The organism is Streptomyces sp. WZ.A104, assembly GCF_002382885.1.
Taxonomy (GTDB): Bacteria; Actinomycetota; Actinomycetes; order Streptomycetales; family Streptomycetaceae; genus Streptomyces.
The window spans coordinates 1-13530 of sequence record NZ_NWVL01000014.1; the positions used below are offsets into that span (position 1 = coordinate 1).

At 70.2% G+C, this 13530-nt stretch carries 12 protein-coding genes and 5 tRNA genes; 11 read left to right on the forward strand and 6 right to left on the reverse strand.

What is annotated here, in order from left to right; genetic code table 11:
* The 4 genes from CIB93_RS10075 to CIB93_RS10090 all read right to left on the reverse strand — a co-directional run.
* On the reverse strand, positions 1–353 hold a 353-nt coding region (locus CIB93_RS10075), incomplete at its 3' end, for an ATP/GTP-binding protein (RefSeq protein WP_179500052.1).
* Positions 334–741: a DUF742 domain-containing protein gene (locus CIB93_RS10080; protein ID WP_072487285.1), complete on the reverse strand. Its 408-nt coding sequence runs from the start codon at positions 739–741 to the stop codon at positions 334–336. The genes CIB93_RS10080 and CIB93_RS10075, both read right to left, overlap by 20 nt.
* Positions 742–876: 135 nt before the next feature.
* Positions 877–1299 (reverse strand): roadblock/LC7 domain-containing protein, encoded by a 423-nt coding sequence (locus tag CIB93_RS10085; protein ID WP_003966009.1) that lies wholly within the window; start codon positions 1297–1299, stop codon positions 877–879.
* Positions 1300–5082 carry a nitrate- and nitrite sensing domain-containing protein gene (locus CIB93_RS10090; RefSeq protein WP_096626271.1) on the reverse strand — a complete coding sequence of 1261 codons (3783 nt, stop codon included), beginning with the start codon at positions 5080–5082 and terminating at the stop codon, positions 1300–1302. It abuts the gene before it with no gap.
* A gap of 581 nt (positions 5083–5663) precedes the next feature.
* On the opposite strand from CIB93_RS10090, the gene CIB93_RS10095 reads away from it, so the two are divergent.
* From CIB93_RS10095 to CIB93_RS10135, 9 genes are all read left to right on the forward strand, one after another.
* Positions 5664–5846, forward strand: a complete 183-nt coding sequence (locus tag CIB93_RS10095) for a hypothetical protein (protein WP_096626273.1) — start codon at positions 5664–5666, stop codon at positions 5844–5846.
* A 257-nt stretch (positions 5847–6103) separates the two neighbouring features.
* Positions 6104–6889, forward strand: a complete 786-nt coding sequence (locus CIB93_RS10100; RefSeq protein ID WP_096626275.1) for a fumarylacetoacetate hydrolase family protein — start codon at positions 6104–6106, stop codon at positions 6887–6889.
* Positions 6882–8357 (forward strand): glutamate--tRNA ligase, encoded by a 1476-nt coding sequence (gene gltX / locus CIB93_RS10105; protein ID WP_096626277.1) that lies wholly within the window; start codon positions 6882–6884, stop codon positions 8355–8357. The genes CIB93_RS10100 and gltX overlap by 8 nt, the downstream gene beginning before the upstream one ends.
* A gap of 97 nt (positions 8358–8454) precedes the next feature.
* Positions 8455–9174, forward strand: a complete 720-nt coding sequence (locus CIB93_RS10110; protein WP_096626279.1) for an HAD family hydrolase — start codon at positions 8455–8457, stop codon at positions 9172–9174.
* A gap of 88 nt (positions 9175–9262) precedes the next feature.
* Positions 9263–9334: transfer RNA gene (locus CIB93_RS10115), tRNA-Gln, on the forward strand.
* A 39-nt stretch (positions 9335–9373) separates the two neighbouring features.
* Positions 9374–9446 (forward strand) — tRNA-Glu (locus tag CIB93_RS10120).
* A gap of 60 nt (positions 9447–9506) precedes the next feature.
* A tRNA-Glu gene (locus CIB93_RS10125) sits at positions 9507–9579 on the forward strand.
* Between the two features lie 12 nt (positions 9580–9591).
* A tRNA-Gln gene (locus CIB93_RS10130) sits at positions 9592–9663 on the forward strand.
* Positions 9664–9683: 20 nt separating this feature from the next.
* Positions 9684–9756, forward strand: a tRNA-Glu gene (locus CIB93_RS10135).
* 67 nt (positions 9757–9823) lie between these two features.
* On the opposite strand, the gene CIB93_RS10140 is transcribed toward CIB93_RS10135, so the two are convergent.
* Positions 9824–10465: a MerR family transcriptional regulator gene (locus tag CIB93_RS10140; protein ID WP_096626281.1), complete on the reverse strand. Its 642-nt coding sequence runs from the start codon at positions 10463–10465 to the stop codon at positions 9824–9826.
* 88 nt (positions 10466–10553) lie between these two features.
* Here CIB93_RS10140 and CIB93_RS10145 point away from each other — a divergent pair, with 88 nt between their 5' ends.
* Positions 10554–11126, forward strand: coding sequence for a DUF4188 domain-containing protein (locus tag CIB93_RS10145; RefSeq protein ID WP_257002128.1), 573 nt, complete (start codon positions 10554–10556; stop codon positions 11124–11126).
* Positions 11127–11209: 83 nt separating this feature from the next.
* On the opposite strand, the gene ndgR is transcribed toward CIB93_RS10145, so the two are convergent.
* Entirely contained in the window at positions 11210–11926 is a 717-nt protein-coding gene (gene ndgR, locus CIB93_RS10150) for an IclR family transcriptional regulator NdgR (protein ID WP_026237628.1), read from the reverse strand.
* A gap of 174 nt (positions 11927–12100) precedes the next feature.
* On the opposite strand from ndgR, the gene leuC reads away from it, so the two are divergent.
* Complete coding sequence (gene leuC / locus CIB93_RS10155) at positions 12101–13528, forward strand: 3-isopropylmalate dehydratase large subunit (RefSeq protein ID WP_096626283.1); 1428 nt, start codon at positions 12101–12103, stop codon at positions 13526–13528.
* Positions 13529–13530: the final 2 nt, after the last annotated feature.

Below are 13530 nucleotides of genomic sequence, written 5' to 3' on the forward strand. Positions count from 1 at the left end.
AGGCGGCGGGTGTCGACGAGGACGACGGCGCCGATGGCGCCGCGGACCAGGTCGTCCCACATGAACCAGAAACGGTCCTGACCGGGCGTGCCGAACAGGTACAGGATCAGGTCCTGGTCGAGCGTGATGCGGCCGAAGTCCATGGCGACGGTCGTCGTCGTCTTGTCCCCGGTGTGGGTCAGATCGTCGATGCCCGCGGACGCGGACGTCATGACGGCTTCGGTGCGCAGCGGGTTGATCTCCGAGACGGCACCGACGAACGTGGTCTTGCCCACGCCGAAGCCGCCCGCCACCACGATCTTCGCCGAGGTGGTGGCGCGGCCCGTACCGCCGCTAGAGCTTGCGAAGTCCACTGAGCACCCTTTCGAGCAGTGTCACATCCGGCGCGCCGCCGGTCTCTCCGTTGCCCGGCTGGTGAATGGCCACCATGCCGGCTTCCGCCAGGTCCGCCACCAGGATCCGGGCGACGCCGAGCGGCATCGACAGCAGCGCCGACACCTCCGCCACCGACTTGACCTCACGGCAGAGGTGGCAGATCCGCTGGTGCTCGGGGAGCAGGGTCCCCAGGTGCGCCGGGTCTGCCGTCGTGCTGACCAGCGCCTCTATCGCGAGCTGGTAGCGCGGCCGGGTGCGGCCGCCGGTCATGGCATAGGGGCGAACCAGCGGCTGGTCGCCTTCCCCGTCGTACGACGCGTGGTGCAGTGCGCCGTACGGATCGGGTGAGGCGGGTGGCGGGGTCATGAATCCTCCGGGCGTGACAGCAGGTTCTCGGCTTGCCGTCTGCAAGGGGCCGGTGGGGGGACTGAAGCGGCCCGTCGGGTGAGGGTTGTGGGCATTACCTGGGGGGATCGTGTCGTGAATCCGCTGGAAGGCTGCCTAGTGGAGCAGACTGCCTTGGAGCTCGGCGCGGAGGTCGGGCGTGAGGACGGTGCCCGCACGGTCGACAAGGAGGGCCATTTCGTACCCGACCAGACCGATGTCGGCGTCCGGGTGGGCGAGAACGGCCAGTGAGGAACCGTCGGAGATGGACATGAGGAAGAGGAATCCCCGCTCCATCTCCACAACTGTCTGACTCACGGCGCCGCCCTCGAAGATCCGGGACGCGCCGGCGGTCAGCGACGTCAGCCCGGACGCCACGGCGGCGAGCTGGTCGGCGCGATCGCGCGGGAATCCTTCGGACATCGCCAGCAGCAGGCCATCGGCGGAGACCACCACCGTGTGGGACACCCCTGGGGTGTTGTCCACGAAGTTGGTGATCAGCCAGTTCAGATTCTGTGCGGCCTGACTCATCGGGCTCAACTAACGCTCCTGCTGGTGAGTGGGGCCGAGATGGATGCTGCCGGTCGACGGGCCGTTGTTGGCCTGCCGACCCTGCTGGATGCCCCGGCGGAGATTGGTGAGACGACCGCGTACGTCATCGGGCGCACGCGAGACCTGTGGTCCGGACTGGTGATTCTGCTGCTGAGCCGTCCCCGGAACCAAATTGGCGCGGGGAACCCGGCGGGGCAGCCCGGATGTGGTGACCCCGCCGGCGGCGGGCTTCTTGACCCGCTCGGCCTGTCGTACGAGTTCGTCGTTGGGCGAAGCGCGCCAGGAGCTGGTGACCGGGGCGTCGTCCGCACCGCGCTGAGGCAGCGGCGGAACGGGTGCGCCGGTGGGCTCCGGAGTCACGGGCGCCTGCGGCTCGGCGGACTGCTGGCCGCCCTGTCCCGGACCGTGGAACCAGTTGGTCTCCAGGGTGTCGTACAGCGGCGTACGGCCGTCCCCGGGACCGGCGGGCGGCAGGGCCTCCGGCTGCTGGGGCTGGACCGGCAGCGCGGGACGGCGCGGCGTCTCGCCCGCCGGACGCGGCGCACCGAAGTCGTCGCCGTCCAGGCCGCGCTGACGCGGCGCGGGCGGCTGCTGACCCTGGTCGTACGCGCCCGGGTTCTGCTGGTCCTGGTTCTGCTGGAGCGGGACGCCGAAGTCGGGCCGCGCGAACTGCGCGGTGCTCGCCGGGTCCTGGCCCTGCGGGCTCTGCTGCGGGTACGGACGGCCCTGCGGCGCCGAGAAGTCGGGCCGGGCGAACTCGGAGGTCGCGCCGGGGCCCTGGTGGTCGTCCAGCGGCTGCCGCTGGTTCGGCTGGTCGCCCTGGGCACCGAACCCCTGGTCCTGACCGGGTTCCGCCGGCCGGGCGAACTGCCCCGTCGCGTCGTGCTCGTCGTGACCGCGCGGAGCGTCGGCTCCCCAGCTGGTGGTCGCCGGGCGCTGCGGCTGCGGGTTGCCCCCGGGCAGCTCGGCACGCGGACCGCCGGGCGGCGGCAGCTGACGGCCGGGGCCGCCGGGCTGCTGGAATCCGCCCGGCTCCTGGCGGGGCTGCTGAGCCTGCTGGTTCTGGGGCGCGCCCGGGCCCTGCTGGTTCTGCTGGGCCTGCTGGTTCTGCGGCGCGAACTGGTTCGTACGGCCGTTCTGGCCGGGGGTGGCCGGAGCGCCGTGACCGAACAGGTTCGGCTGGCCCGCGTCGTTACGGCCCTGGGCGTCACCCTGGCCACCCTGAGGACCGCTGTGGGCACCGCCCTGGCCGCCTCGGGCGCCGAGCCGGGCGCTGTTGCCGAAGGCGCCGGAGAGGCCGCCGCCCTGGCGCTGCGGTTCCTGGCCCGGGGCTGGGAAGTCCTGGCCGCGGCCGCCGTTGTTCGGCTGTCCACCGTTCTGCGGGCCCTGCGCCCGGCCCGGTCCGCTGTCACGGGCGGGCAGAGCCGCCCGCGGACCCGAGCCCGCGCCGACCTGGCCGCGCTGCGCGCCCGGCCCGGAGCCGAGGCCCTTGGACCCCGGTCCGCCGGGGCCGCCGCCGAGGCCCGGACGCTGTCCGTTGCCCGCGCCGTTGCCCGTGAGCAGGCCGCCGGGGGCGCCGCCGGGCTGCTGGCCGGAGCCCTGCTTGGACGGCGGCTGCTTGCCGCCGTGCGCGACGTCGACAGGCAGCATGACGAGTGCCGTCGTACCGCCGGAGTCGGAGGGGCGCAGCTGGATCCGGATGCCGTGACGCAGCGACAGCCGGCCGACCACGAACAGACCCATGCGGCGGGAGACCGAGACGTCCACGGTCGGCGGCTGCGCGAGCCGCTCGTTGATCGCGGCGAGGTCCTCGGGGGAGAGGCCGATGCCGGTGTCGTGGATCTCGACGAGCACGCGGCCGTCGGGCAGCGCGTGACCGGTGACCCGGACCTTCGTCTGCGGCGAGGAGAACGACGTGGCGTTCTCCAGCAGCTCGGCGAGCAGGTGCACGAGGTCGTTGACGACGCGTCCGGCGACCTCGGTGGCGGGCACCGCGGACAGCTCGATGCGCTCGTACTGCTCCACCTCGGAGGCGGCGGCGCGGAGCACGTCGACCAGCGGGACGGGGCGGGTCCACCGGCGGCCCGGCTCCTCGCCCGCGAGGACGAGGAGGTTCTCGCCGTTACGGCGCATACGGGTCGCGAGGTGGTCGAGCTTGAAGAGGGAGGAGAGCTGGTCCGGGTCGGCCTCGCGGGACTCCAGTTCGGAGATGAGCGAGAGCTGACGCTGGATGAGGCCCTGGGAGCGGCGCGAGAGGTTGGTGAACATCGCGTTGACGTTGCCCCGCAGAAGGGCCTGCTCGGCGGCGAGGCGGACGGCCTCGCGGTGCACGTCGTCGAAGGCCGCGGCCACCTGGCCGATCTCGTCCCGGGAGTGCACGCCGACGGACTCGACGGAGGTGTCGACGTCCTGCGGGTCGGTCTCGGAGAGCTGCTTGACGAGCTCGGGCAGCCGGTCCTGGGCGACCCGGGTGGCGGTGTCCTGGAGGCGGCGCAGCGAACGGATCATGGAGCGGGCCACCACGAAGGCACCGACGAGCGAGACACCGAGCACGATGAGGATGACCGCACCGTTGATGATCGCGTCGCGCTGGGAGGCCTGCCGCAGCTCACGGGCCTTGGCCTCCATGTCGCTGAGGAGGGTGGCCTCGATGTTCTCCATGACGTTGATCTTGATGGTGCTCTGGTCGTACCAGTCGAGGTACGACCGGACCAGCTTGCCCTCGATGTCGTTCGTGGTGTTGAGGACGCGCTTGGCGTACATGTTCCCGGCGTTGATCTCCGGGTTCCCGTTGTCCAGGGACCTCATGAGCTCTTCGGCGCTCTCGCCGGTCGTGCCGTAGATCGTCTTGAACGAGCGTATCGCCCGGCCTTCTTTTTCGAGCGCGTTCTTTCCGAACTGCCGGTCGTTCGGGTTGAGGTGCGGGTCCTTGACCTGGCCGCCCGGGAGCGCCGCGGCGATGATCGCGCGCTGCACCGAGGCGTATTCCTTGGCGGAGGAGAACGCCGCCAGGGCCCGGGTCCGCTTGATCATGTCCGGGTTGCTGGTCGCCTGGGCCATGTCCTGCGAGAGGCTCAGCAGCGAGGTGATCAGCTGGCTGTACTGGTCGATGGTGTTGAGGCTCGGTGTGTCCTCTTCGTACGCCGTCTTGCGGATCGTACGGATGGTGCCGAGCTGGGAGGCGATCGACGAGATGCTCGCGTGGATGCTCTCCAGCGCCTCGTCGCCCTCGGAGTCACCGATCGAGTCGGTCTCGTTCAGGAAGGCGTCCGTGGCCCGGTCGGTCTTGTCCCGGGGGCCGGTGACCTTGTAGTCGGTCGGCTTGGACTTGTTGGACAGCGGACCGGCCGACTGGTCGCGCTCGACCTGGAGCGCCTGGGCGAGCGTGGTCGCCTGCTTGGTCATCTTCGTCAGCAGCTGCATGTGCTCCAGCTGCTGCATGTCGTTCATCGACTCCTGGATCCGCAGACCGCCGAGGCTGGTCGCGGCGACCACCGGGAGGGCGAGGAGCGAGACCAGTCGCGTACTGATGCGCCAGTTACGGAGCGCTATTCGCGAGCCCGTGTCGACCGGGCCGCGGGAGGAGGCGGACGTGTTCGGCTCCGCACCGCCGCCCGTCGTGGAGCCCGGGCGCTGCGCGCTGTCGCTGTTGTCGCCGGCACCGGCCGGCCCGGGGTTCTGGGCGTGCTGGGGCGAGGAACCGCGGTCGGTCCCGCCGCGCGGCTCCTGTTCCGCCGGAGCGCTGCCATCCCTCTTGAAACGTCCCTGCACTAGCGTCGCAACCTCTGGACCAGGCGTTCCACCCGCGTAAACGGACAGAACGGTGTCGGCGTCGTGGGGCGCTGGACGCGCCCCCTTGATGGTCGTTGAGTGACCGGCGAACTCCCCCTCCCGCCGCCACTCGGCGCTGCGTTGCGCCCTGCGCGCCGGCACTTGAAACCCGCGGCGGTGCGTGGAATTCCAGCACAGTGCCGGATCTCCAACAAGGCCCATGTACCGGGCTGTGACCTGGGTGACACGTTGTGATGAGTGAGTAACAAGGAGTGGAGAGGGATCGTGGGTAAAGCGGACTATTGGGGACGAGTCCCTTAGGGGTGGGGGGTGTCCCAGTCGCGATGATCAGGAGCGGAATGGTGGATTCAGTGATGCAATGTCCGTTTCCTGCGCCGTGGCCAGCTGTCCGGAATGGGTTAATTGTCGATTAGTTCGTGAGCAAACTCACATGATGATCGTCGCCTCATCCCGGCTTCGGCGGGGAACCGGATGTTTAGCCTGACGCTTTACAGGGATGGCGAATCCGACAAGCCGGCGCCGCCGATGCGGCGCCCGTACGAACAGGGTCCTGACGGCAGATGAAGACGACGACGATGTTCCGCAACATTGCCAACCCCCGGCGCACCACGCTGGCGCACCTCAAGGACGCCCAAGCGCTGCAGACGCCCCTCCAGCCGGAGCACGCCGCCGACCTGCCCGCCGTGACGGCCAACCCGCGTCGCACCATCCTCATGGACGCCCCGGTAACGGTCGCCCGGTAGCGGCCCCGCGAAGGGCGAGGCTGTGCCCCTCATCGGCGCCAGCGCCTCGCCCGGCCCGGATCGCCCCGTCACGCCGTCCAGCACGCACGCTCGCGGCGTCGGCCGAACGCCCTGGTAGCTCCGCTACGAGAGCCTTCGGCCGCCTTGCGATCGCACGCACTGGACGACGCTCCTTTTGGGGCGATCCGCGCCGGGCGAGGCGCTAGCCTGGAGCGTCAGTCTTCAGTCAGCCAGCAAGTGAGGGGCGACAGCATCCCGTGCGCATCGCCAGGTTCTCCATCGACGGCAATGTCGCCTTCGGCGCCGTCGAGGGACAGGGCACCGTGGAATCCGGTGACCTCGTCCTCGACATCATCAAGGGCATTCCGTACGCCGACTTCGAGCTCTCGGGCACCAAGGTCCCGCTGAACAAGGTCCGTCTGCTGCCCCCCGTGCTCCCCAACAAGGTCGTGGCCATCGGCCGCAACTACGCGGAGCACGCCGCCGAGCTCGGCCACGAGGTCCCCGAGGCGCCGATCACCTTCTTCAAGCCCACCACCTCGGTGATCGGCTCCGGCGACGCGATCGAGTACCCCTCCTTCTCCAGCGAGCTGCACCACGAGGCCGAGCTGGCCGTGGTCATCGGGCGTATGTGCCGCGAGGTCCCCCGCGAGCGCGTCAAGGACGTCGTCTTCGGCTACACCTGCGCCAACGACGTCACCGCCCGCGACGTGCAGAAGCGCGAGAAGCAGTGGGCCCGCGCGAAGGGCTTCGACACCTCCTGCCCGCTGGGCCCCTGGGTGGAGACCGACGCGGACCCCCACGACCTCACCATCCAGGCGACGGTCAACGGCGAGCAGCGACAGCTCGGCCGCACGAGCGACATGGTCCGCTCCGTCGAGGACCTGATCGTCCACATCACGGAGGCCATGACACTCCTCCCGGGCGACGTGATCCTCACCGGGACCCCCGCAGGGGTCGGCCCCCTGCACGTCGGCGACGAGGTCGCCGTCACCATCGAAGGCATCGGCACTCTCACCAACAAGGTGATCAAGCGTGGCTAACGCACCAGTCCGTGTACGTTTCTGTCCCTCCCCGACCGGCAACCCCCACGTGGGCCTGGTCCGCACGGCGCTGTTCAACTGGGCCTTCGCCCGGCACCACCAGGGCACCCTGGTCTTCCGGATCGAGGACACCGACGCGGCGCGCGACTCCGAGGAGTCCTACCAGCAGCTGCTCGACTCGATGCGCTGGCTGGGCCTGGACTGGGACGAGGGCCCCGAGATCGGCGGCCCGCACGCCCCCTACCGCCAGTCGCAGCGGATGGACCTGTACAAGGACGTCGCCGAGAAGCTGCTCGCCGCCGGGTACGCCTACGCCTGCTACTGCACCACCGAGGAGCTGGACACCCGCCGCGACGCCGCCCGCGCCGCGGGCAAGCCGTCCGGTTACGACGGCCACTGCCGCGACCTCACCGCCGAGCAGACCGCCGCGTACGAGGCCGAGGGCCGCAGCTCGATCGTCCGCTTCCGGATGCCCGACGAGGCCATCACCTTCACCGACCTGGTCCGCGGCGAGATCACCGTCCAGCCGGAGAACGTCCCGGACTACGGCATCGTCCGCGCCAACGGGGCCCCGCTCTACACGCTGGTCAACCCGGTCGACGACGCGCTGATGGAGATCACCCACGTCCTGCGCGGCGAGGACCTGCTCTCCTCCACCCCGCGCCAGATCGCCCTGTACCGGGCGCTCATCGAGCTGGGCATCGCCAAGGACACCCCCGCCTTCGGCCACCTGCCGTACGTCATGGGCGAGGGCAACAAGAAGCTCTCCAAGCGTGACCCGCAGGCCTCCCTCAACCTGTACCGCGAGCGCGGCTTCCTCCCCGAGGGCCTGCTGAACTACCTCTCGCTGCTCGGCTGGTCGATCGCAGAGGACCGCGACATCTTCTCGGTGGACGAGCTGATCGCCGCGTTCGACATCAAGGACGTCAACGCCAACCCGGCCCGCTTCGACCTCAAGAAGTGCGAGCACATCAACGCCGAGCACATCCGCATGCTGGATGTGAAGACCTTCACCGAGGCCTGCGGCCCCTGGCTGAAGGCCCCCTTCGCGCCCTGGGCCCCGGAGGCCTTCGACGCGGAGAAGTGGACGCGGATCGCCCCCTACGCCCAGACCCGGGTCACGGTGCTCTCCGACATCACCGACAACGTCGACTTCCTCTTCCTGGACGAGCCGGTCGACGACGAGGCCTCCTGGGCCAAGGCGATGAAGGGCGACCCGGCCGCGCTCCTGACCACGGCCCGCGCCAACCTGGAGGCGGCCGACTGGGGTGACCCGGAGTCGCTGAAGAACGCCGTCCTCACCGCCGGTGAGGCCCACGGCCTCAAGCTCGGCAAGGCCCAGGCCCCGGTCCGCGTCGCCGTCACCGGCCGCACCGTCGGCCTGCCGCTCTTCGAGTCCCTGGAGATCCTGGGCCGCGAGAAGAGCCTGGCCCGGGTGGACGCCGCCCTGGCCAAGCTGGCCGCGTAAAGCGACAGGACAGCCCGGGAAGGGCCGCAGCCGACCGGCTGCGGCCCTTCCCGGCTTTCCGCTCCGAGGCGGCCGCCGGGCGGCTACCGTGGCGTACATGCCGATCCGAGCCGTGCTCTGGGACATCGACGACACGATCTTCGACTACACGGGTGCCGACCACGCCGGCATGCGGCTCCACCTGGAGAGCACGGGACGGCCCGAGGCGTACGCGTCGGTCGACGAGGCCCTCGCCGCCTGGAGGGCGATCACCGCCGTGCACTGGGCGCGCGTCGCCGCCGGGGAGACGGACTTCACCGGCCAGCGCCGGGACCGGGTGCGGGACTTCCTCTCGCGGCCCATGACGGACGCCGAGGCCGACGCCTGGTTCGCCGGCCACCGGGTCCACTACGAGGCCGCCTGGGAGCTCTTCCCGGACGTGCTGCCGGCCCTGGACCGGCTGGCCCCCGACTACCGCCACGCGATCCTCTCCAACTCCAGCGCCCACCACCAGCACCGCAAGCTCACCGCGCTGGGTGTCCGCGACCGGTTCGAGGCGATGGTCTGCGCCGTGGAGCTCGGCATCTCCAAGCCCGAGCCCGGAGCCTTCCACGCGGCCTGCGAGGCACTCGGGCTGGAGCCCCACGAGGTGGCGTACGTGGGGGACGAGCCGGACATCGACGCGAGCGGGGCCGTGGCCGCCGGACTGACCGGCATCTGGCTCGACCGGCGGGGCCGGGGCGGAAGGCCGGATCTCCTGACGATCACCGGACTCGACCGGCTGCCCGGGCTGCTGGCAGGCAATACCCGTTTTGGAGCGCCGGACACCTTCGGGTAATGTTCTTTCTGCGCCGCCCGAGCGGGACGGAAGATCCGACCGGGAAGCGCAGACAGAAGTGAAGCCCCCGCCAGGGGTTGCATTTCAGTGGGCTATGGTGTAATTGGCAACACTACGGTTTCTGGTACCGTCATTCTAGGTTCGAGTCCTGGTAGCCCAGCGCAACACCAAGCAGTAACCAGCAGTACGAGCAAGACAAGCCCCCGTTGTGTAGCGGCCTAGCACGCTGCCCTCTCACGGCAGTAGCGCCGGTTCGAATCCGGTCGGGGGTACAGATCCTTCCCGCGGGAACGTCCGGGTCGCACCCACGTTCTCGATGCAGGATCGCTAGGGCCCCCGTTGTGTAGCGGCCTAGCACGCTGCCCTCTCACGGCAGTAGCGCCGGTTCGAATCCGGTCGGGGGTACTTGTCCCACCATGGGCTATGGTGTAATTGGCAACACTACGGTTTCTGGTACCGTCATTCTAGGTTCGAGTCCTGGTAGCCCAGCGCAAGTCAGCAGTAACCACGCCCCCGTTGTGTAGCGGCCTAGCACGCTGCCCTCTCACGGCAGTAGCGCCGGTTCGAATCCGGTCGGGGGTACAACAGAGCGGTACGGAAAGGCCCTTCACCTCGGTGGAGGGCCTTTCCGCTGCCGTCTTCGTCCATGTCACAGACCGTACCGGCGGGCCGACTCCTCACTCTGCGCCAGCCGTCGCAGCGACATCAGCAGCGGCTCGTAGAGCACCGCCGACGCGACGGCCTTCTCGACCTGCTCGGCCTCCGAGCCGTACGTCTCCATCTCGTCCAGATCGTGCACGGCGGCCTGCTCCATGATCCGGGCCTGCCGGGTCAAGTAGCCGATGTCACAGGGGTATCCGAGCCGGACCAGCGTGGCCACCGAGGCGACCAGCGACCGGTGGACGGGGGAGAGGTCACCGAGCTCCAGCGCGGTCGACCATCCCAACTCCGCGAGCAGCGACGCCACATGGCTGCGCGCGACGGCGGTCTCCGGGGCGTCCTCGTCCGGCGCGGGCCCGTGCGGCAGGGCCCACAGCGCCGCTCCCAGGCGGATCGTGCGGCCGAGCGACTCGTCGTCCACGTGCGCGAGCACCTCGCGGGCCGTCGCCACCGGCAGCCGTCCGACCTGGATCAGTGCCCGCACCAGCCGCAGCCGCCGCAGATGCGCCTCGTCGTACTCCGCCTGCGTCGCACTGACCCGCTGTCCGGCGGGCAGCAGCCCCTCGCGCAGGTAGTACTTGATCGTCGCCGTCGAGACGCCGCTCTGCTCGCTGAGTTCCGAGAGTCGCATTCCGTGTGCCTTCCCTTGCGCCACGCCTTGGGCAGTGCCACTATCCCACCATTGGATAGCGCCACTCTCCAACGAAACGGGGTACGACATGTTCGCGAAACCGATACCGGGCCGGACGACGGCGGCGGCCGAGGGCGATGTCGTCGTCCTGCTCATCGGGATGCGCATCAACCACTTCTGGGGCGTGCACCACTGGCTGCCGGTCTTCGCCGCGATGCCCCGCATGCTGCGGGAGTTGACCAGGAGCAAGGACCGGGGACTGCTCGGCTACACGCTGCTCACCGGCTCGCCCCGGACGTACTACGTCGTCCAGTACTGGGAGTCGAAGGAGAAGCTGTACGCGTACGCGGCCGCTCCCGACATGTTCCACCGCAAGGCCTGGGCGATGATCAACCGCAAGGAGAGGAAGTCCCGTCAGCACGTGGGGCTGTGGCACGAGAGCTACATCGTGCCCGAGGGCGGCTACGAGTCCATCTACGCCGATATGCCGGCGTACGGGCTGGCCGCGGCCACCGGCGTGCTGCCGATCACGGCCCGGGGCCGCAGGGCGGCGGACCGGCTCGCCCATCGGTCGGCCGCGCAGGAGTCCGGGTCGGAGCCCGGGAAGGGGAAAGCGGCTGCCACGGCGCTGGGGCGGCCTTCCGGAAAAGGGGAGGAGTAGCGGGTCACATCCCCGCGGTGCGGAGGTGGGCGGCGCGTCGGCCCGTGCGGGGGCGGCGCGTCGTGCTCCGTATGAAGGGGATGTCAGCCGCTGCGGCGCAGGGCCTCGCTCAGCCGCGCTGCCGAGTCGATGACCGCCTGGGCGTGCATCCGGCCCGGGTGACGGGTCAGCCGCTCGATCGGTCCGGAGACCGAGACTGCGGCGACCACCCGGTTCGAGGGGCCGCGCACCGGCGCCGAGACCGAGGCGACGCCCGGTTCCCGCTCGCCGATCGACTGGGCCCAGCCCCGCCGCCGCACGCCGGAGAGCGCCGTCGCCGTGAACCTGGCGCCCTGGAGGCCCCGGTGCAGGCGCTCCGGCTCCTCCCAGGCCATCAGGATCTGGGCGGAGGAGCCCGCCTTCATCGTGAGCGTGGAGCCGACCGGCACCGTGTCCCGGAGCCCGGACAGCCGTTCCGCCGCTGCCACGCAGATGCGCATGTCGCCCTGCCGGCGGTAGAGCTGTGCGCTCTCACCGGTGATGTCGCGCAGGTGGGTGAGCACCGGTCCGGCCGTGGCCAGCAGGCGGTCCTCGCCCGCCGCGGCCGCCAGTTCCGACAGCCGGGGGCCGAGAATGAACCGGCCCTGCATATCCCTCGCCACCATCCGGTGGTGTTCCAGTGCCACGGCCAGTCGATGGGCCGTGGGCCGTGCGAGCCCTGTCGCCGCGACCAGCCCGGCGAGGGTGGCCGGACCGGACTCCAGGGCGCTCAATACCAGAGCTGCCTTGTCGAGAACGCCGACGCCGCTAGAGTTGTCCATACGACGATACTCCCGTCTCACTCTGTGAAACGCAAGTTCAATTTTCCGCGGAAGTTGCGAACCTTTGGGGGCGGCCGCACAACGGCTCGTAGCCACCGCCCCGCTCGGGGGTGCGGACGGAGGCGCACCGAATCTCTAGTTGGGCCGGCGAAGACGCCGGCCGGAGGGAAAGCGATGGGTAGGACACTCGCGGAGAAGGTCTGGGACGACCATGTTGTCCGGCGCGCGGAGGGCGAGCCCGACCTTCTCTTCATCGATCTGCACCTGCTCCACGAGGTGACCAGCCCGCAGGCCTTCGACGGGCTGCGCCAGGCCGGACGTCCGGTACGGCGCCTCGACCTCACCATCGCCACCGAGGACCACAACACCCCGACCCTCGACATCGACAAGCCGATCGCCGACCCGGTCTCGCGCGCCCAGCTGGAGACCCTGCGCAAGAACTGCGCGGACTTCGGCGTGCGGCTGCACCCGCTGGGCGACGTCGAGCAGGGCGTCGTGCACGTGGTCGGCCCGCAGCTGGGGCTGACCCAGCCCGGCACCACCGTGGTCTGCGGCGACTCCCACACCTCCACGCACGGCGCTTTCGGCGCGCTGGCGTTCGGCATCGGCACCAGCCAGGTGGAGCACGTCCTGGCCACCCAGACGCTGCCGCTGGCCCGCCCGAAGACCATGGCCATCACGGTCGAGGGCGAACTGCCCGACGAGGTCACCGCGAAGGACCTGATCCTGGCGATCATCGCCCGGATCGGCACCGGCGGCGGCCAGGGCTACATCCTCGAATACCGCGGCTCCGCCATCGAGAAGCTCTCGATGGAGGCCCGGATGACCATCTGCAACATGTCGATCGAGGCCGGCGCCCGCGCGGGCATGATCGCCCCCGACGCCACCACCTTCGACTACCTGAAGGGCCGCGACCACGCCCCCGAGGGCGAGGACTGGGACGCCGCCGTCGCGTACTGGAAGACCCTGCGCTCCGACGACGACGCGGTGTTCGACGCCGAGGTCGTCATCGACGCCACGGAACTGGCCCCGTTCGTCACCTGGGGCACCAACCCCGGCCAGGGCGCGCCCCTGTCGGCCAGCGTCCCCGACCCGGCTTCGTACGAGGACGCCTCGGAGCGCAACGCCGCCGAAAAGGCCCTGGAGTACATGGGGTTGACCGCGGGGCAGCCGCTGCGCGAGATCAACGTGGACACCGTCTTCGTAGGTTCGTGCACCAACGGCCGCATCGAGGACCTGCGCAACGCCGCCTCGGTCCTTCAGGGCCGCAAAGTCGCGAACGGCGTACGGATGCTGGTCGTCCCGGGCTCGGTCCGGGTCGCGCTCCAGGCCGTCTCCGAGGGCCTGGACAAGGTCTTCACCGAGGCGGGCGCCGAATGGCGGCACGCGGGTTGCTCGATGTGCCTCGGTATGAACCCCGACCAGCTGGCCCCCGGCGAGCGCTCCGCCTCCACCTCGAACCGCAACTTCGAGGGCAGGCAGGGCAAGGGCGGCCGCACCCACCTGGTCTCGCCCCAGGTCGCCGCCGCCACCGCGGTGCTGGGCCATCTGGCCTCGCCCGCCGACCTGTCCGACACCCGTACCCCCGCCGGAGTCCGATAGCC